Here is a 17732-nt window from a genome sequence, read left to right as displayed (position 1 = left end):
CCCGTGCGCGTCACGCGGCGCGGACCAGTGACTTGACCAGCAGCTCGAAGCGCAGGTCGTCCCGCTGCGGTATGCCGAAGCGCTCGTCGCCGTACGGGAACGGGGTCGTCTCTCCCGTACGGCGGTAGCCGCGGCGCTCGTACCAGGCGATGAGGTCCTCGCGCACGGAGATCACGGTCATGTGCATCTCGCTCACGCCCCAGGTCTCTCGGGCCCGGCGCTCCGCCTCCGCGATGATCGTCTTGCCGAGTCCCCCGCCCTGGAGGGCCGGGCTGACGGCGAACATGCCGAAGTAGGCGTGCGCACCGCGGTGCTCCAGCTGGCAGCAGGCGACGAGCACGCCGTCGCGTTCCACGGTCAGCAGGCGGCTGTCCGGCGACTTGACGACCTCGAGCACGCCCTCGGGGTCCGTGCGCTGCCCCTGGAGGATGTCCGCCTCCGTGGTCCATCCGGCCCGGCTGGACTCGCCCCGGTACGCGGACTCCACGAGGGCGACGATCGCGTCCACGTCCGCGTCCGTCGCGTCGCGGTAGGTCAGTCGGCTGGCGGCGGTGTCCATGGAGGCTTCTCCGGTTCGTTCTCGGGCGCGGCGCGGGCACCGATGAGCGTAGCGCCGCCAGTAGGCTCGGGGCGCATGGTGCATGTACTCAGCAGCCGCATCCTGATCCGCCCCACCGACCCCGAACGCTCCCGGGCCTTCTACGGGGAACAGCTCGGCCTCGCCGTCCACCGCGAGTTCGGCACGGGACCCGAGCGGGGCACGGTCTACTTCCTCGGCGGCGGCTTCCTGGAGCTCTCCGGCCGCGCCGACACCCCGCTCTCGCCCTCGCTCGGGCTGTGGCTCCAGGTGGAGGACGCGGCGGCCGCCCACGACGAGCTGCGCGCCAAGGGGGTCGGGATCGTGCGGCCGCCGGTCCAGGAGCCGTGGGGGCTGGTCGAGATGTGGATCGAGGACCCGGACGGGACCCGGATCGTCCTGGTCGAGGTGCCCGCGGACCATCCGTTGCGCTACCGGCCCGGCATCTGAGCGGTCGGGGCGGATCGTGCCGGATGGCCCGGGTCCGGAGCCGGCCTTAGCGTGCTGGAGGGGGACGGACGGGTCTGCGGCCGAGCGGAAGGACGCCCCACACGATGAAGCTCCACGAACCGGTGACCGGCGGGCCCTGCTGGGCCGAGCTGGGGACCAGCGACCTGGCAGCGGCCGAGCGGTTCTACGCCGGACTGTTCGGCTGGCACTGCGGGACGGACGCCGGTACGCCGGCGGGCGGCCGCGCGATCGCCCGCCTCGACGGCGCGGCCGTCGCCGCCCTCGCCCCGCTGGACCGGCAGGGCCGGCCGGTCGCGTGGAACGTCTCGTTCGCCGTGCGCGACGCGGACGCCGCCGTACGGCAGGTGACGGCGGCCGGCGGGACGGTCGCCCAGGGCCCCGTCGACGTCTTCGACGCGGGTCGGTCCGTGGTGGCCGCCGACCCGACCGGGGCGGTGTTCCAGCTGTGGCAGGGGCGGTCCTTCCCGGGCGCGGAGCTGTTCAACGCGCCCGGTTCGCTGGGCTGGGTGGAGCTGCTGACCCGGGAACCCGGCCGGGCCGCCGACTTCTACACCACGGTGTTCGGCTGGACCGTGACCGCCTCCGACCGCTACCCGCAGTGGGGGATCGACGGCGCGGACTTCGGCGGGATGGTGACGATGGACGAGAAGTTCCCGCACGAGGTGCCGGCGCACTGGCTGCCGTACTTCGCGGTCGCGGACGTGGACACCGCCGCGGCCGGCACGACGGGTGCCGGCGGCACCGTACTGATGCTGCCCACCTCCGTGCCCGAGGGCCCGCGCATCGCGGTGCTGCGGGATCCGCAGGGGGCGATGTTCGGCGTCTACCGGGCGGGCGACGAGCGCTGACGGCCACGCGGGGGCCCGGGGGTCACGACCTCGGGCGGAACCGGGGGTCACGGCCACGGGCGGGGCCCAGAGGTCACGGTCCTGCGCGGGACCTAGAGGCCACGGCCACACGCAGGACCTAGAGGCCACGACCACGCGCGAGACCCGGGAGCGGCCTCGCCGGTACGGCATCGGGGCGGGGCGCCCGCGCGTCGTACGGGGGGCGGGCGGTCACCGGCCGGGGCGGGCCGGGTGTCACCGTCGCAGGGCGTCCAGGCGGCCCTCCAGCCGGCCCAGCAGCCCGCCGAGGAGCACCGCCAGCTCGTGCTGCTCGGCGCCGTCGACACCGGAGAGCACGGCGGACTCGTAGGCGAGCTGCTCGGGCAGGATGCCGTCGACGAGGTCGCGTCCGGCGTCCGTGAGGCGGACGTGGGCCACCCGGCGGTCGCGGGTGTCGCCGCGCCGCTCCACCAGGCCGTGCTCGGTGAGCTGCTTGAGGCGCTTGGTGACGGCCGCACCCGAGGAGAAGGTCTCCCGGGCCAGGTCACCGGGGGTCAGCTCGTGCCCGGTGCGGCGCAGCGCCCCGAGCAGGTCGAACTCGGCGCGGCTGAGGCCGGCCCGGCGCAGCGGGGCGTCCTCGGCCTGCTGGAGGAGGGCCGCGCAGCGGTTGATGCGGCCGATGATCTCCATCGGCCCGGTGTCGAGGTCGGGATGGACGGCCCGCCACTGCCGTACGACCGCGGCGACCGTGTCCCCGCCCGGTCCGCCCCTCGCGTCGTCCCCGGCCGCCGAGCCCCCGTCGGTTGCGGTCATGGCCGTACGTCCTCCACTCTCGTGCCCGTTTCCCGGTCCGCGCGCGCTGCCCGGCGTCGGACCGTTGCGGCGAGCGTACGGTGTCCGGACTGCTCGGCGAGCACGACCCTCTCCTGGGGAAGGGCGCGCCCCCACCATTCGCCGGCCGCCGCGTCGACGGTGGTCCGCAGGTCGGTCAGTGCGGCGGCCAGGCCCCGGCGGGCGGCTTCCAGAGCGCCGGGAGCGGGGTCCGGCCCGGCGAGGAGGCGGGCGGCGTGCTCGCGGGCGCGGTCGGCGGCGGTCACCGCCTGTCCGACGCGGCTCCCGGCGCGCCGGTCGGTGACGACGACGGCGGCCAGGAAACCGACGAGGGCGCCGACGAGGGTGTCCACGACGCGCTCCGTGATCAGCTCGCCGGGCGCCTGGTATCCGGTGAACTCGGTGATGAGCAGCGCCATCGGGGTGACGCAGACGCTGCCGAGCCAGTAGTTGCGGGTGATGAGCGCCTCGGCACCGAAGTTGAGGGCGAGACAGAACAGGACCAGCAGCGCCTGCCCGAGGTGGGCCAGCGGGGAGATGGCGGCGAACACCAGCACCCCCGCGACGTTGCCGACCACGCGCTGGACCGCACGGCTCCACGTCAGGGTCAGGTTGGCCTGGTACAGGGCGGCGGCGGTGACCAGCGCCCAGTAGGGGCGGCCGATACCGAGTGCGAGGGAGGCGTAGCCGGCCAGGGCGCAGCCGAGGGCGGTGCGCAGGGCGATCGGGGTCAGTGGACCGAGCCGCTGCCACAGGGGCGCGGGGCGGGCGGCGAGTTCGGCCTCCACGCCGAGGAGTTCCTCCACGGCCCCGGGGGCGTCGCCGGTGCGGGGGACGCGGCCGGTGCCGCGCAGGGCTCGGGCCCAGGTCCGCAGCCGCTCGGGGTCGGAGTCGGCGGGCGCGGCGAGCGCGACCTCGGCACGGACCACGAGGTGTTCCAGGGCGCGCCGGGTGGTGGCGCCCCTGCCGGTCGCGGGGAGGGAGAGCAGTGTCTGCCAGGCGGCCTGCACCGCGGCGTAACCGGCGGCACGGGCGGGATCGTGACCGTCGTCGCCGCGGGTGTCGGCGTACGCGGCGGCGGCGTGCAGGGCCTGCGCGGTGGCCCGGCGCTCGGGACCGTGCGGCCGGACGAGCGCGGGGGCCATGCCGACGATCCAGGCCCAGGCGCCGGCGGCGGCGCCCAGGGCCAGGTGCCCGGGGACCTGGCCGAGGGTCGGCGGGACGAAGAGGGCGGCGGAACTGATGAAGGTCAGGACCACGTTGCCCGGCGGACCGAGGCGGGTGGCGTCGCAGAGGGCCTTCTGCACGGCGGCCAGCAGGGCGCCGACGGTGACCAGCACGACGGCGTTGTGCGTGAGCGAGGCGGTGACCAGGGCGACGGCCATGCCGCCGAGCATGCCGAGCACCACCCCGGCCAGGGTGCGGGCCCGGGCGGCGTAGGGGCGGTTGTGGGCGTAGAGCGCGCACAGGGACCCCGCCATGGTGTACATCGCGAGGTCGAGCCGGCCGAGCGCCAGCAGGATCAGGTTGGGCGGGGCCACGGCGGCGACCGAACTGAGGGCGGGCTTGAACCAGATCTCGGAGGGACGGCGCAGGCGCAGCACGCCCGACAGGGACAGGCGTCGGCCGAGTGAGGGGCCGGAGGTGGGGGTCGCACTGCTCATACGAAAAGATTAACAGGTGTTTTACTTGTAAATGAAAGCTCGCTGTGTGAGCTGGACCTCGGCCATCTGCGGCGATCCGCCACGCTCCCCCCAGTACTCCCCGTGTACTTCCTTGCGCTCGCGTGTGCGCCGCACGGCCCGGGCAGGCCTTGACCGACCGGCGAGCGTCGAACGGGGAGGCACGCGTGCACGGACCGGCGTCGTCCGGATGGCTGCTGGTCGCGCTCTGCGCGGCGACCGGCGCCTACTGCCTGCTGCGCATGCGCAGCAGCGTCGAGGAGCAGCGCCGCGCGGCGGGCGGCGAGGCCCTCATGGGATTCGGCATGGCCGCCATGGCGGTGCCGGCGGCGGTCTTCACTCCGCCGCGGTGGGCCTGGCCCGTGTACGCGGTGGTGTTCGGGGCGGCCGGGCTGCGCGCCCTGTGGGCGGCCCGGTCCGGACGGCACCACCTGCACCATCTCGTCGGGGCCGCGGCCATGGTGCACATGGCGGCGGCGATGGCGGCCTCCCCCGCCCACGCCCACGGGCACGGCTCTTCCGGCGCTCCCGTTCTGACCGGGCTGCTGCTGCTCTACTTCACCGGGTACGTGCTGCTGACCGGCGTGCGCCTGATACCGGTCGCCGCCGTGGCCGGAGGCGTTCCGACGGCCGGCGGTCCGGCGGCGGGCGCTCCGGCGGCGGGCGTTCCACCGGAGGGCTGGGGCGATCGGCCGGAGCTGGCCCGGGCCTGCCGGCTCTCGATGGGGATCGCGATGCTCGCCATGCTGCTGACGATGTGACACCGCCGCGCGCCCGCCAGACCCCGCCGGGTCGGCGGGCGACCGGCGGGCGGCCGTTGCCTGCGTCACTTTGCGCCGCGGGCCGTACGCCCGGCCCCCAGGCGCTCATAGGCTGCTCCCATGATTCTCCCCGCGGCACTGCTGCTGCTCGGCGCCCTGGCCGCCGTCCTGGCCCCCAGGCTGCTCGCGCGGGCCGACTGGCCGGACCGCGAGCCGGTGGTCGCCCTGTGGGTGTGGCAGTGCGTCGTGGCGGCCGTGATCCTGTGCTGCGCGCTGTCGATGACGTTCAGCGCGGCGGCGGCCTGGCACGCGGTGGGCGGACACGTCTTCGCGACGGCTCCCGGCCCGGCGGTCGAGGCCTACGCGCTCGGTACGTCCGGCCCGTGGGCGGACGCCACCGCCGTGACGCTGGCCTGCGGCGGGCTGTGGAGCGTCGCGATGCTGGCCCGGGAGATCGTCCGGGCCAGGGCCCGGCGTCGCCGCCGCCGGGCCGAACTGCTGCTGCGCGCTCCGCTGTTGCCCGGCGAGGCGCCCCGCTCGGAGCCGCTGGTCGTCCTGGAGGGCGAGCGGCCCGACGCCTGGTGGCTGCCCGGCACTCCCCCGCAGCTGGTCGTCACCACCGCCGCGTTGCGCCGCCTCAAGGGCCGGCAGCTGGACGCGGTCCTCGCTCACGAGAAGGGGCACGCGCAGGCACGGCACGACTGGCTGCTGCACTGCTCGGCCGCGCTGGCGGACGGATTCCCGCAGGTCCCGGTGTTCGCGGCGTTCCGCGACGAGATGCACCGCCTGGTCGAGCTCGCCGCCGACGACATGGCCTCCCGGCGCTTCGGCCGGCTGACCACCGCCCTCGCCCTGGTCGAACTCAACGAGGACCGCGGTGTCTTCGGCCCCTGCCCGACCGCGCAGGCCCACGTCCCGCAGCGGGTCGACCGGCTGCTCACCCCGCCGAACCGGTTGACGGCGGCCCGGCGGCTGCGGCTGACCGCGGCGGCCGCGCTGGTGCCGGTCGTGCCGGTGCTGGTGGCGTTCGTCCCGGGACTGCGGGCGCTGGGGTAGGTCCCGCACCGCTCGCCCGTCCCGGGAATTGGCCCCGGAGCCCTCGAGTCCGCGAGTATCGCAGCATGCAGACGCCGCCCGTCGAATCCCCGCCCGGTCCCCCGCAGGCCCGCACCGCCCTCCACGTGACGTGGGTACTCGCCCTGTGCTCCGCGCTGTTGCTCACCCTGGTCGCGATCGAGTGGCACCCGCTGATCGCCATGGACGACGACATCGCCGGCACCACGCACCGCTGGGCGGTCGACGAGCCGGGCATCACACAGGCCATGCGGATCCTCACCGACTGGGTGTGGGACACCTGGACGATGAGGCTGCTGTGCGCGGTGGTCGTCCTGTGGCTGTGGCTGCGGCGCGAGGACCGGTGGACGGCCGTGTGGCTGGGGGCGACGTGTCTGCTGGGCAGCCTGCTGCAGCAGGCCCTGAAGGCGGCGGTGGACCGCCCGCGCCCGGTCTGGACCGATCCCGTGGACTCCGCGCACTACGCGGCCTTCCCCTCCGGCCACGCCATGACCGCCACCTTCGTGTGCGGCCTGCTGGTCTGGCTGGTCCATCACTACGGCGCACCCCGTGGCGCGCGCCTGGCCGTCCTGGCGGTGGCGGTGGTCTCCGTCGCCGGCGTCGGCGTGACCCGGGTGTGGCTCGGCGTCCACTGGGCCACGGACGTCGTCGGCGGCTGGCTCATGGGCTCCCTGGTCGTGGCCGTGGCGGTACTGGTCCACCGGCGCCGCCACCCCTGAGTGGCCGGCTCAGGCCCTCCACGGCCGTTGCGCGGACCGTCCCGGCCGCGACGGTCACCGTGCCGTACGAGCCGCACGGAGGGACGCCGCACGGCACCGCCCACCGGGGGGAGGGCGCGAAGGACGGGGGAACGAAGTCGTCGCCGGAGCAGCTTCTCCGGCGGACACGTGGCGGGAGCGGCCTCCCGCCGGGCACGTAGCCCGAGGCAACCAGCGGGACGAGCCGTCCGCCTCGGACGATCCCCCGTGTCGCCCGAGGCAGACGTGGCCGGACGGGACCCACCGGGGCCCGTCCGCCTGCGCTGAGTATAGTTGGCTGGCAGCCAGTCAACGCAGGAGTACAGCATGTCCCCGCGCAGCGCCTCGGTCAATGAAGAGTTGCGGCGGCGTTCCCAGGAGCGGCTCCTGCAGGCCGCGGTGGAGCTGGTGGGCGAGCACGGGTACGACGCGACCACGCTCGGCGACATCGCCGACCGGGCCGGTGCGGCGCGCGGTCTGGTCTCGTACTACTTTCCCGGCAAGCGCCAGCTGGTGCAGTCCGCCGTGCACCGGCTGATGCACCGCACGCTGGAGGAGGCGCTGGAGCGCGAGCCGCGCACGGTCGAGGGGCCGGAGCGGATGGCCCGGGCCATCGACGCGATCCTGGGCCTCGCCCGGGACCGGCCGGTGCTCATGCGGCAGCACATGGCGGGCCTGCTCCAGGCCGAGGTGGGTTTCGTGCCGTGCCCGGAGCAGCGGCGGCTGGCCGAGCTGCTGCGGGACACGGTGGCCCGGCACGGCTCCCGGAACGTCGACCACGACTACCCCATGCTGCGCGCCCTGCTGATGGGCGCCGTCTTCGCCGCTCTGGTGCCGGGCGCTCCGATGCCCGTGCCGGTGCTGCGCGCCGAGTTGTTCGGACGCTACCGGCTGGCCTGGGAGCTGGGCGTCCCGCCGGACGCCGAGGCGCCCGGCGGGACGGGGTGCGAGACGGACCTGTCGCGCTTCTTCGCGACCGGCGGGTCCCGCCGGCCGGCCCGGACGGACCGGGCCGACGGGACCGGCCGGACGGCTCAGTCGAAGTAGTCCGGCTGCGTCTGCGTGTTCAGCTCGCGCAGGTGGACCCGCTTGGCCGGGTCGGTGCGCCGGTCGCTGAGCTTCAGGACGTCGAAGCCCTTGGCGATGTCGTTCGAGTAGATGTAGCCGTTGTAGTAGTACGCCGACCAGGAACCGCCCGTGGTGACACCGTCCGTGGTGAGCGGGCCGCGCTCGAAGTAGGCGATCTCCTTGGGGCGCTTGGAGTCGGTGAAGTCCCAGACGGAGACGCCGCCCTGGTACCAGGCCTGGACCATGAGGTCGCGGCCCTTGACCGGGATCAGCGAGCCGTTGTGGGCGACGCAGTTCTCGGTGTCCGCCTGGTGGCGGGGGATCTTGAAGTAGCTGCGGAAGACCAGTTCGCGGTGGTCGCCCCGGCCGACGATGTCGTAGATGCCGTCGGCGCCGCGGTTCGGGCCGATCTCCGCGTTGCAGGTGGCGGCGCCGCCGCCGCCCAGCTCGTCGGTGAAGACGATCTTGTTCGCCTTCTGGTTGAAGGTCGCCGAGTGCCAGAACGCGAAGTTGACGTTGTCCTGGACGCGGTCGATCACCTTCGGGTGCTCGGGGTCCTTGATGGAGAACAGGATGCCGTCGCCCATGCAGGCGCCCGCCGCCAGGTCCTGGGAGGGCAGCACGGTGATGTCGTGGCAGCCGGTGGTCTTGGAGACGCCCGGGTTGGTGGGCCCGCCCGGGTTGCCGCCGCCGTCGGGGCCCTCACCCGGGAACAGCACGGGGAAGTCGACCACCGCCGCCCGCTCGGGCGCCTTGCGCGGCACCTTGATGACCGAGATGCCGTCGTGCGGCGGCTGGCAGTCCGGGTACGCGGCGTTCGGCGAGTACGAGGAGACGTACACGTAGACGTTCTTGCGCTCGGGCACCAGGGTGTGGGTGTGCGAGCCGCAGGCCGTCTCGACGGCGGCGACGTACTTCGGGTTCCGCTTGTCGCTGATGTCGAAGACCTTCATGCCCTCCCAGGAGGACTTCTCGGTCGCCGGCTGCGTGGTGCTGTTGCAACTGCTGTCGCTGCGCGAGGAGTCCGTCGACAGAAACAGCAGGTCTCCGGAGACGGAGATGTCGTTCTGGGAGCCCGGGCAGAGCACCTGGGCGACGGTCTTCGGCTTCTTCGGGTTGCTGATGTCGAAGACGCGGAAGCCGTCGTAGTTGCCGGCGAACGCGTACCGGCCCTGGAAGGCCAGGTCCGAGTTGGTGCCGGGCAGCGCGTCCTTGGGGATGTTGGCCAGGTGCTCGATGTTGTCCGAGTGGACTATCTCGTCCTGACCGGGTATCTCGCCGCTCTCGATCGCCTCGCGGACCTCGGCGCGCGCGCTCTTGGACACCTCCTTGGAGGCGGCCGGTCCGTCACCCGGGTCGGGGGTCGCCATCGCCGGGCCGGCCGTCAGCAGCGCGGACAGGAGACCGGCGGCGGCCGCCGCAACTCCGAGACGTCTGCGCCGCGTTCGCGGGTCATTGAACAGGGTCACTGTTTCCTCCCTACGTCCGTTCCCTTCGGAACGGTTCACGCACCCCGCAGTATCGTCTTCACCATGCACATATCAACAGGGGGCAACAAACTCGCAATGAAGTTTTTTGATCAGTGACGCGCGGAACCGTGCTAAGACGGTCACGGCACTCACGAGGTGTTCCGCTTTCCTCCCCCACCGGGGGCCCAGCCACAGGAGGACGTTGTGCCCTTCCGTTCCGCGTCGACCCGCGCCTCGCTCGTCACGGCCTCACTGACCGCACTGGCCGTGCTCGGCCTCGGCGCCTGCGACTCCGGTTCGGACACCGGGTCGGCGGCCTCGGCCGGCCCTTCGGTGATCGCCCCCGGCAAGCCGGGCGAGGCCAACCGGACGCTCTCCGCGCAGGACGCGGAGGAGCAGCGCGCCGACGACGACTCCCCCAACTCCGCGGACGTCTCCTACGCCCGCATGATGATCCAGCACCACAGGCAGGCCCTGGAGATGACCGAACTCGTGCCGGAGCACGCCGAGTCCGGCCAGGTCCGCAAGCTCGCCGACCGGATCTCCGCGGCGCAGGGCCCGGAGATCACGGCGATGCAGGGCTGGCTGAAGACGCACGGCGAGAAGGAGACGGACGGCGGGCACGACCACGCCGCGATGCCCGGCATGGCGAGCGAGGCCCAGCTCGAGAAGTTGCGCGCGGCGAAGGGGAAGGCCTTCGACCAGCTCTTCCTCAAGCTGATGATCACTCACCACGAGGGGGCGATCACCATGGCCACGGACGTGAAGTCACAGGGCAACAACGTCCAGGTCGAGGAGATGGCGGACGACGTGGTCGCCCAGCAGACGAGCGAGATCTCGCGGATGCGCGGGATGCTCTGACGCGTCCGGCGGCGCCTCAGCGACGGGCGCGGCGCGGCGCCAGGAAGCCCTCGTCGCGCGCCTGCCCGATCAGCCGGAGCGACCTCCGCCGGCTGTGCCCCGTCGCGCACATCACCGCGAGCACGGGGTCGGCGCCCTCCGCGCGGGCCGCCCGGTACTCCTGAGCGACCAGCCGGCGCCCCTCCCTGCCCCGCGGCCAAGCGGGACGGGCCCGCCGGCCCGCGGCCCGGGCGGCGCCGACGGAGGCCGGCAGGCACGCCTCGAAGAGCGGACTCTCCAGCCACTCGGCGAGTGCCGCAAGGTCGTCGAGGGACAGGGGTGGTTCGGCCCGTACGTCCTCGACCAGCACGCCCTGACCGGAGAGCACGGCGAGCGCCTCCACCCGGGCGCCGTCGGTGAACGTCAGCCGGACGTCGAACCAGGAGGTCGTGTCGCCGCCCTCGCGCACCACCCAGGTCTGCCGTACGGACATCGCCCCGTCGTCCGGACAGCGGTCGGAAAGCTGAAGAGAACGATCAACGAAGGATGCTTCGAGCACACACGCAACGTAACCGCATGATCACATTCCATACGAACGGAACACGCACGGAACAAGTGCCGTTCACCGGGCGCAGCACCCTGTCAGCGGAGCGGCGCGGCGAACCTAGCCGCACGAAGGTCCGGGCGGTGCGGCACCCGCTCGGTCCCGGGCCGGCGGCGGCTGCGCGCGGCACGGCGGAACTCCCGCCCCGGACGGACGGAGGGGCGCCGGGCCTCCCGCATCACGAGGTGCGCGCCGACGCCCCGGGCCCCGCCGTACGGGCCGGCGACGCTGCCCGACGGGGAGTCGCCGCCGGCGGCGGCGCGTACCGCCGCGGGCCGGGCAGGTCCGGCCGACCGAGGGTCAGCCGGCGCCGAGGCGGGCGGCCTGGCGGGCGGCGGCGGCGAGGAGGGCGTCGAGCAGCCCGGGGAACAGCGCGTCCAGGTCGTCCCTGCGCAGGCCGTTCATCTTGGCCGTGCCCCGGTAGACCTGCCGGATCACCCCGCTCTCCCGCAGCACCCGGAAGTGGTGCGTGGTGGTGGACTTGGTCACCGGCAGGTCGAAGTACGAGCAGGAGAACAGCTCCGCGCTGTCCGCGGCGAGGGCGCGCACGATCCGCATCCGCACCGGATCGGAGAGCGCGTGCAGCACGCCCTCCAGCCTGATCTCGTCCCGCGCCGGGTGCGGCAGGTCACGGGTGCCGGCGGCGGTCGCGGCGGGGGTCACGGCGGCTCCAGTCGTCCGGGAGGGCCCACCGTCCGGGAGGGGCCTCCGTCGAGAACCTCCATTGTACGAAGGACACCGTAGTTTGACACTCACCGTACTACGAGGTCTATCGTACGAGACGTCCCGCCCCGCCCTCGACCTGGGAGCAGCCCTCCATGAGCGCCCTTTTCCAGCCTCTCCAGCTGCGCGGCACCACGATCCCCAACCGGGTCTGGATGTCGCCGATGTGCCAGTACTCCGCCGCCCCCCAGGGCCCGGCGGCCGGGGTGCCCGGCGACTGGCACTTCGCGCACTACGGCGCACGCGCGGTCGGCGGCACCGGCCTGATCGTCGTCGAGGCCACCGGCGTCACACCGGAGGGCCGCATCTCCCCGCAGGACCTCGGCCTGTGGAACGACACCCAGGTCGAGGCCTTCCGCCGGATCACCGGCTTCCTCCGGGACCGGGGCACGGTGCCGGCGGTCCAGCTGGCCCACGCCGGCCGCAAGGCGTCGACCGCGCAGCCGTGGAAGGGCGGTGCCCCGGTGGGCCCGGACGCCTACGGCTGGCAGCCGGTGGCACCGAGCGCGCTCGCGTTCGACGAGCGGCACCCGGTGCCGACCGAGCTGACGGTCGCACAGATCCAGGAGCTGGTCGGCCGGTTCGCCGACGCGGCCCGCCGGGCCCTCGCCGCCGGCTTCGAGATCGCCGAGCTCCACGGCGCCCACGGCTACCTGATCCACGAGTTCCTGTCCCCGCACTCCAACCACCGCACCGACGCGTACGGCGGGTCGTACGAGAACCGCACGCGGTTCGCCCTGGAGGTCGTCGACGCCGTGCGGGAGGTGTGGCCCGACGACAAGCCGCTGTTCTTCCGGGTCTCGGCGACCGACTGGCTGGAGGAGGGCGGCTGGACGCCCGAGGACACCGTGCGCTTCGCCGGCGACCTCCAGGCGCACGGCGTCGACCTCCTGGACGTCTCCACCGGCGGCAACGCACCGCGCGTCCGCATCCCGACCGGGCCGGGCTACCAGGTGCCGTTCGCCGCGCGGGTGAAGTCGGGGACCACCCTGCCGGTCGCCGCCGTCGGAATGATCACCGACGCCGGACAGGCCGAGAAGATCCTCGCCAACGGCGAGGCCGACGCGATACTGCTGGGGCGCGAGCTGCTGCGCAACCCCTCCTGGGCCCAGCACGCGGCCCGGGAGCTGGGCGACGAGGTCCCGATGCCGGACCAGTACGGCTGGGCCATGTGACGGGGAGCGGCCGGGGCACGGGGCGGGATCTTCGCGGGAAGCGTTGACTAGAAAGCGCTTGCCCTCTACGGTCCGTTCATCAGCATGACCGCCGCGGACGCTGACGACCGGCGCTGACCGCGCAAGTCGTTCGGCGTCCGCGCGGATGCGGACAAGAGCAAGCACAACGTTCACGTACATGTTCCGTTCCAGCCCCCACTCCCTCCGGAAGGGACCAGAACATGACTCCTGCGACACGGCTCCGCACCCACGGGCGCGCGGCGACCGGCGCGCTCGCCGCCCTCGGCCTCTCGATTGGCATGCTCATGTCATTCGGGAGCACCGGCGCGCACGCCGCGACCTGGCCGACCCCCAACGGCAGCCAGGGCGTCTCCTCCACCATCGCGGTCTCGGGCACCAAGGACTACGGGATGAAGCGCCTGTACGGCACCGGCGACCTCGGCTCCGGCGGCCAGGACGAGGACCAGGGGCCGATCCTCGAACTGGCGCCCGGCGCCGTCCTCAAGAACGTGATCCTCGGCGCCCCCGCCGCGGACGGCGTCCACTGCAAGGGCAGCTGCACGCTCCAGAACGTCTGGTGGGAGGACGTCGGCGAGGACGCGGCGACCTTCCGCGGCTCCTCCTCGTCGAACGTCTACACCGTCTCCGGCGGCGGCGCGAAGGAAGCCGGCGACAAGGTGTTCCAGTTCAACGGCGCCGGGACGCTGAACGTGTCCAACTTCGCCGTCAAGAACTTCGGCACCTTCGTCCGCTCCTGCGGCAACTGCTCGACGCAGTACAAGCGGACGATCAACCTCAACACCATCGAGGTGAGCTGGAAGGGCAGCCGGATCGCCGGCATCAACACCAACTACGGCGACAGCGCGACCCTGCGCAACATCACGATCGTCGGCGACAGCAGCAAGAAGATCGTCCCGTGCCAGAAGTACATCGGCAACGACGACGGGGACGAGCCGGACTCGAACGGCTCGGGCCCCGACGGCACGCACTGCAAGTACGCGTCGTCCGACATCACGTACAAGTGAGCCGCGGATGACGTGCGGGTGATCCCGCCCCGTCAGGTCCGGGTGCTCCGCGTCCGGACCTGACGGGCCTGCTCCCGCTGGTACGCCGTGTAGGCCTCCCGCAGGGCCCCGCCCGGCCAGTGGGCCGGGAGGAGTTCCGGGGGCAGGACCGGGTCCGCGAGCAGATGGCGCACGACGGCCGCGAAGGCGGTCAGGCGGTCGCCCGCGCTCCCGGCGCGGTCCACCCGGGCGAGCAGCGCCGCCGCCGTCGCGGACCAGTCCGCCAGCGGCCAGAGCCTTGCCGCCAGTTCGCGGGACGGCCGGCCGGGGCGGGCGTCGAGGCGCTCGGCCACCCGGTCGAGCCCGGCGGGCAGCGGGCGGCGCAGATTGGCGGGGCGCATCCAGACGCCCTCGCGCAGTTCGGCGAGGCGCAACGCGGTCAGCCGGGCCCGCAGGTCGGCGCGCTCGCCGGGCTCGCGCCCGGTGGCGGTGATCACGAGCGTCTCCCAGTCGCCCTCCCACGCGCGCGTGCGCGGGTGCACGGCCTCGTCCTGGCGCCGCTGGCGCTCCAGCAGCCGCTCGCTGAGGCGGTAACCGCCGTCCGTGCGCCGCAGGTCCCCGGTGGCGGCCATCCGGCTGAGCGCGGCGCGCACGGTGGACCCGCCGATCCCGAATCCCTCCACCAGGCGCACCAGCTCCCGGACCGGCAGCTCGGGGGGATGGGTGCCGAGCAGCAGGCTGAGGACGACCGAGCGCGCGGACAGCGGGCGCAGCGCGAGATCGCCCGGGTATGCCGGAACGTTCATCCGGTCCCTCCGTTCGAGCACGAGTCGTCCGTCCGCATGGAGGACGTACTGTACGTGCGCCCTTGATGTTGCACTATTGCTGCGGCCGTAGCGCGAGTGCAACACTCGGTCCATGACGACACGCGCGCAGGAGCCGTACGAGGAGTCCGTCGGCCCTTCGGAGGGTCACGCCACGCACGACGTCACCAACCAGCCCCCTCCCCTGGCTCCCTACGACGCCTTCGACGACACGGCCCTGCGCGAGGGCCTGCGGCGGGAGGGCGCCGGGTGGGCCGAAGAGGAGCTGCGGCGGCTGGGCCGGCGGGCCGGGAGCGTGGCGGCGCAGGAGTGGGGCGATCTGGCCAACCGCCACGAGCCCGTGCTGCGCACCCACGACCGGTACGGCAACCGGGTCGACGAGGTCGAGTACCACCCGAGCTGGCACCACCTGATGCGCGTGGCGGTCGGCGAGGGGCTGGCGGGAGCGCCCTGGGCCGACGACCGCCCGGGCGCCCATGTGGCGCGCACGGCGGGTGGGCTGGTCTGGGGGCACACGGAGGCCGGCCACGGCTGTCCGACGTCCATGACCTACGCGGCCGTCCCGGCGCTGCGCGCCCAGCCGGATCTCGCGAAGGTCTACGAACCCCTGCTGACCAGCCGGGAGTACGAGCCGGGGCTGCGCCCGCCCACGGAGAAGCGGGGCCTGCTGGCCGGGATGGGGATGACCGAGAAGCAGGGCGGCTCGGACGTCCGCACCAACACCACGGCGGCCACCGCGACCGCCGAGCCCGGCGTGTACACGCTGCGCGGGCACAAGTGGTTCACGTCGGCACCGATGTGCGACGTCTTCCTGGTCCTGGCCCAGGCGCCCGGGGGCCTGTCCTGCTTCCTGGTGCCGCGCGTGCTGCCCGACGGCAGCCGCAACACGTTCCGCATCCAGCGGCTGAAGGACAAGCTCGGCAACCGCTCCAACGCCTCGTCGGAACCCGAGTTCGACGGCACGGTCGGCTGGCTGGTCGGGCCCGAGGGGCAGGGCGTGAAGACGATCATCGAGATGGTCAACTGCACCCGGCTGGACTGCGTGATGGCCTCGGCGACGCTGATGCGCAAGACACTCGTCGAGGCAGGACACCACGTGCGGCACCGCAGCGCCTTCGGCGCCCGGCTGGTCGACCAGCCGCTCATGCGCAACGTCCTGGCCGACCTGGCGCTGGAGTCGGAGGCCGCGACGACGCTCACCCTGCGGCTGGCGGGCGCGGCGGACCGGGCGGCGCGCGGCGACGCCGGGGAGGCGGCGTTCCGGCGGATCGCCACCGCCGTCGGCAAGTACTGGGTGACCAAGCGGGGCCCGGCGTTCACCGCGGAGGCCCTGGAGTGCCTGGGCGGCAACGGCTACGTGGAGGAGTCGGGCATGCCCCGCCACTACCGCGAGGCGCCCCTGCTGTCGATCTGGGAGGGCTCGGGGAACGTCAACGCCCTCGACGTGCTGCGGGCACTCGGCCGCTCCCCCGCCGCCGCGCACGCCCTCTTCGCTGAACTCGCCCTCGCGCGCGGAGCGGACGCCCGCCTGGACGCGGCCGTGGCGCGGCTGGAGTCCGGGCTGGCCGAGGCGTCCGAGCGCGGTGCCCGCCGCCTGGTGGAGCTGATGGCGCTCGCCCTCCAGGCCTCCCTCCTGGTCCGGCACGCCCCGGCCGCCGTCGCCGACGCCTTCTGCGCGAGCCGGCTCGGTGGCGACTGGGGGCACTCCTTCGGCACGCTGCCGGCCGGGGCGGACCTCGGCGGCGTCCTGGCGCGGGCGCTGCCCGGCGAGGGCTGAGCACGCCGGAACCCCGTGTCGGACCCGACGCCACCGCCCCGACCTGCGGCGACGTGCCGTGCAGGGGTGACTGTCAGTGCCTGGGTGCAGACTGGCCCGTGTCCGAGACGAAGGCGTCGACGACGCCGCGGAGGTGATCGGCATGACCGAGGTACTGCTCGCCGTGGGCACCCGCAAGGGCCTGTTCATCGGGCGCCGGCAAGGTGGCACCTGGGAGTTCGACGAGAGTCCCTACTTCAACGCGCAGGCCGTGTACTCGGTCGCCCTGGACACCCGCGGCGACACCCCGCGGCTGCTGGCCGGCGGCGACAGCGCGCACTGGGGCCCGTCCGTGTTCCACTCGGACGACCTGGGCCGCACCTGGACCGAACCGGCCCGGCCGGCCGTGAAGTTCCCCAAGGAGACCGGCGCCTCGCTGGAGCGCGTGTGGCAGCTGCACCCGGCCGCCGCCGAGCCGGACGTCGTCTACGCGGGCACGGAGCCGGCCGCGCTCTACCGCTCCGAGGACCGCGGCGAGAGCTTCGAGCTGGTCCGGCCCCTGTGGGAGCACCCGACGCGGTCCCAGTGGGTACCGGGCGGCGGCGGCGAAGGCCTGCACACCGTGCTCACCGACCGGCGGGACCCGAAGTCGGTGACGGTCGCCGTCTCGACCGCGGGCGTGTTCCGCACGGTGGACGGCGGCGAGAGCTGGGCACCGTCCAACTCCGGTGTCTCCGCGGTCTTCCTGCCCGACCCCGACCCGGAGTTCGGCCAGTGCGTGCACAAGGTCGCACGGGACGCGGCCACGCCGGACCGGCTCTACCTGCAGAACCACTGGGGGGTGTACCGCAGCGACGACGCGGGCGCGCGGTGGACGGACATCGGCGAGGGGCTGCCGTCCACGTTCGGCTTCGCGGTGGCCGCCCACCCGCACCGCGGTGACACGGCCTACGTCTTCCCGATCAACGCCGACGCGGACCGGGTCCCGGCGGACCGCCGCTGCCGGGTCTTCCGCACGGCGGACGCGGGCAAGAGCTGGGAGCCGCTCTCCGCGGGGCTGCCGCAGGAGGACCACTACGGCACGGTGCTGCGGGACGCGCTGTGCACCGACGACGCGGACCGGGCGGGCGTCTACTTCGGCAATCGCAACGGCGAGGTGTTCGCCTCCCCCGACGACGGGGACAGCTGGGAGCAGTTGGCCTCCCACCTGCCGGACGTGCTGTGCGTGCGCGCGGCGGTCGTGGGGTGATCCGGACCGGGGGGGCCGGCCCGGGCCACGGGTTGATCCACGTCACCCGTACGGCAGTAG

Annotated in this window: 18 protein-coding genes; 11 read left to right on the top strand and 7 right to left on the bottom strand. The window is 73.7% G+C overall.

The window, feature by feature from the left end:
* Positions 1 to 10: 10 nt before the first annotated feature.
* Complete coding sequence (locus AC07FV_RS13320) at positions 11 to 559, bottom strand: GNAT family N-acetyltransferase (RefSeq protein WP_479086988.1); 549 nt, start codon at positions 557 to 559, stop codon at positions 11 to 13.
* Between the two features lie 75 nt (positions 560 to 634).
* Between AC07FV_RS13320 and AC07FV_RS13315 the strand changes: the two genes are divergently transcribed.
* Together AC07FV_RS13315 and AC07FV_RS13310 are read left to right on the top strand one after the other, a co-directional pair.
* Complete coding sequence (locus AC07FV_RS13315) at positions 635 to 1027, top strand: VOC family protein (RefSeq protein WP_479086986.1); 393 nt, start codon at positions 635 to 637, stop codon at positions 1025 to 1027.
* Between the two features lie 104 nt (positions 1028 to 1131).
* Entirely contained in the window at positions 1132 to 1896 is a 765-nt protein-coding gene (locus AC07FV_RS13310; protein WP_479086984.1) for a VOC family protein, read from the top strand.
* 234 nt (positions 1897 to 2130) lie between these two features.
* Here AC07FV_RS13310 and AC07FV_RS13305 read toward each other — a convergent pair whose 3' ends face one another.
* Together AC07FV_RS13305 and AC07FV_RS13300 are read right to left on the bottom strand one after the other, a co-directional pair.
* Entirely contained in the window at positions 2131 to 2688 is a 558-nt protein-coding gene (locus AC07FV_RS13305) for a MarR family winged helix-turn-helix transcriptional regulator (protein ID WP_384691294.1), read from the bottom strand.
* A complete protein-coding gene (locus AC07FV_RS13300) occupies positions 2685 to 4370 on the bottom strand; it encodes an FUSC family protein (RefSeq protein WP_479086982.1) in 1686 nt (561 codons plus the stop codon). The genes AC07FV_RS13305 and AC07FV_RS13300 overlap by 4 nt, the downstream gene beginning before the upstream one ends.
* A 185-nt stretch (positions 4371 to 4555) precedes the next feature.
* On the opposite strand from AC07FV_RS13300, the gene AC07FV_RS13295 reads away from it, so the two are divergent.
* The 4 genes from AC07FV_RS13295 (at position 4556) to AC07FV_RS13280 (ending at position 8007) form a co-directional block, all read left to right on the top strand.
* Positions 4556 to 5149, top strand: coding sequence for a DUF5134 domain-containing protein (locus tag AC07FV_RS13295; RefSeq protein ID WP_479086981.1), 594 nt, complete (start codon positions 4556 to 4558; stop codon positions 5147 to 5149).
* A gap of 120 nt (positions 5150 to 5269) precedes the next feature.
* Positions 5270 to 6205: a M56 family metallopeptidase gene (locus AC07FV_RS13290; protein ID WP_479086979.1), complete on the top strand. Its 936-nt coding sequence runs from the start codon at positions 5270 to 5272 to the stop codon at positions 6203 to 6205.
* 65 nt (positions 6206 to 6270) lie between these two features.
* Complete coding sequence (locus AC07FV_RS13285; RefSeq protein WP_479086978.1) at positions 6271 to 6942, top strand: phosphatase PAP2 family protein; 672 nt, start codon at positions 6271 to 6273, stop codon at positions 6940 to 6942.
* A 345-nt stretch (positions 6943 to 7287) separates the two neighbouring features.
* On the top strand, positions 7288 to 8007 hold the full coding sequence (locus AC07FV_RS13280) for a TetR/AcrR family transcriptional regulator (RefSeq protein WP_479086976.1): 720 nt from the start codon (positions 7288 to 7290) through the stop codon (positions 8005 to 8007).
* On the opposite strand, the gene AC07FV_RS13275 is transcribed toward AC07FV_RS13280, so the two are convergent.
* Positions 7995 to 9497 carry an LVIVD repeat-containing protein gene (locus AC07FV_RS13275; RefSeq protein ID WP_479086975.1) on the bottom strand — a complete coding sequence of 501 codons (1503 nt, stop codon included), beginning with the start codon at positions 9495 to 9497 and terminating at the stop codon, positions 7995 to 7997. The two genes, AC07FV_RS13280 and AC07FV_RS13275, sit on opposite strands and share 13 nt — an antisense overlap.
* Positions 9498 to 9701: 204 nt before the next feature.
* On the opposite strand from AC07FV_RS13275, the gene AC07FV_RS13270 reads away from it, so the two are divergent.
* Positions 9702 to 10358 (top strand): DUF305 domain-containing protein, encoded by a 657-nt coding sequence (locus AC07FV_RS13270; protein WP_479086973.1) that lies wholly within the window; start codon positions 9702 to 9704, stop codon positions 10356 to 10358.
* Between the two features lie 16 nt (positions 10359 to 10374).
* Here AC07FV_RS13270 and AC07FV_RS13265 read toward each other — a convergent pair whose 3' ends face one another.
* Both AC07FV_RS13265 and AC07FV_RS13260 read right to left on the bottom strand, forming a co-directional pair.
* Positions 10375 to 10830, bottom strand: a complete 456-nt coding sequence (locus tag AC07FV_RS13265; protein WP_479086972.1) for a DUF6214 family protein — start codon at positions 10828 to 10830, stop codon at positions 10375 to 10377.
* 411 nt (positions 10831 to 11241) lie between these two features.
* Positions 11242 to 11604, bottom strand: coding sequence for an ArsR/SmtB family transcription factor (locus AC07FV_RS13260; protein WP_356606662.1), 363 nt, complete (start codon positions 11602 to 11604; stop codon positions 11242 to 11244).
* A 155-nt stretch (positions 11605 to 11759) separates the two neighbouring features.
* Here AC07FV_RS13260 and AC07FV_RS13255 point away from each other — a divergent pair, with 155 nt between their 5' ends.
* Together AC07FV_RS13255 and AC07FV_RS13250 are read left to right on the top strand one after the other, a co-directional pair.
* Positions 11760 to 12839 carry an NADH:flavin oxidoreductase/NADH oxidase gene (locus AC07FV_RS13255; RefSeq protein WP_479086971.1) on the top strand — a complete coding sequence of 360 codons (1080 nt, stop codon included), beginning with the start codon at positions 11760 to 11762 and terminating at the stop codon, positions 12837 to 12839.
* Between the two features lie 221 nt (positions 12840 to 13060).
* A complete protein-coding gene (locus AC07FV_RS13250; protein WP_479086969.1) occupies positions 13061 to 13864 on the top strand; it encodes a pectate lyase in 804 nt (267 codons plus the stop codon).
* Positions 13865 to 13896: 32 nt separating this feature from the next.
* Here the strand turns inward: AC07FV_RS13250 and AC07FV_RS13245 are convergent, their stop codons facing one another.
* A complete protein-coding gene (locus AC07FV_RS13245) occupies positions 13897 to 14649 on the bottom strand; it encodes a PaaX family transcriptional regulator C-terminal domain-containing protein (protein WP_479086968.1) in 753 nt (250 codons plus the stop codon).
* A 112-nt stretch (positions 14650 to 14761) separates the two neighbouring features.
* Between AC07FV_RS13245 and AC07FV_RS13240 the strand changes: the two genes are divergently transcribed.
* Complete coding sequence (locus AC07FV_RS13240) at positions 14762 to 16444, top strand: acyl-CoA dehydrogenase family protein (protein WP_479086966.1); 1683 nt, start codon at positions 14762 to 14764, stop codon at positions 16442 to 16444.
* A gap of 76 nt (positions 16445 to 16520) precedes the next feature.
* Positions 16521 to 17672: a WD40/YVTN/BNR-like repeat-containing protein gene (locus tag AC07FV_RS13235; RefSeq protein WP_479086965.1), complete on the top strand. Its 1152-nt coding sequence runs from the start codon at positions 16521 to 16523 to the stop codon at positions 17670 to 17672.
* Positions 17673 to 17732 lie beyond the last annotated feature (60 nt).

Source organism: Streptomyces sp. NPDC045956, assembly GCF_056430705.1.
Note: the sequence above shows the minus strand (reverse complement) of the source record. Positions and strands in the feature narration are given on the sequence as shown.

Coding starts and splice junctions, on each gene's coding strand:
- AC07FV_RS13245 (WP_479086968.1), bottom strand. CDS start 14,649: ATGAACGTTCCGGCATACCCGGGCGATCTCGCGCTGCGCCCGCTGTCC.
- AC07FV_RS13290 (WP_479086979.1), top strand. CDS start 5,270: ATGATTCTCCCCGCGGCACTGCTGCTGCTCGGCGCCCTGGCCGCCGTC.
- AC07FV_RS13240 (WP_479086966.1), top strand. CDS start 14,762: ATGACGACACGCGCGCAGGAGCCGTACGAGGAGTCCGTCGGCCCTTCG.
- AC07FV_RS13250 (WP_479086969.1), top strand. CDS start 13,061: ATGACTCCTGCGACACGGCTCCGCACCCACGGGCGCGCGGCGACCGGC.
- AC07FV_RS13280 (WP_479086976.1), top strand. CDS start 7,288: ATGTCCCCGCGCAGCGCCTCGGTCAATGAAGAGTTGCGGCGGCGTTCC.
- AC07FV_RS13300 (WP_479086982.1), bottom strand. CDS start 4,370: ATGAGCAGTGCGACCCCCACCTCCGGCCCCTCACTCGGCCGACGCCTG.
- AC07FV_RS13305 (WP_384691294.1), bottom strand. CDS start 2,688: ATGACCGCAACCGACGGGGGCTCGGCGGCCGGGGACGACGCGAGGGGC.
- AC07FV_RS13285 (WP_479086978.1), top strand. CDS start 6,271: ATGCAGACGCCGCCCGTCGAATCCCCGCCCGGTCCCCCGCAGGCCCGC.
- AC07FV_RS13265 (WP_479086972.1), bottom strand. CDS start 10,830: ATGTCCGTACGGCAGACCTGGGTGGTGCGCGAGGGCGGCGACACGACC.
- AC07FV_RS13315 (WP_479086986.1), top strand. CDS start 635: ATGGTGCATGTACTCAGCAGCCGCATCCTGATCCGCCCCACCGACCCC.
- AC07FV_RS13320 (WP_479086988.1), bottom strand. CDS start 559: ATGGACACCGCCGCCAGCCGACTGACCTACCGCGACGCGACGGACGCG.
- AC07FV_RS13255 (WP_479086971.1), top strand. CDS start 11,760: ATGAGCGCCCTTTTCCAGCCTCTCCAGCTGCGCGGCACCACGATCCCC.
- AC07FV_RS13310 (WP_479086984.1), top strand. CDS start 1,132: ATGAAGCTCCACGAACCGGTGACCGGCGGGCCCTGCTGGGCCGAGCTG.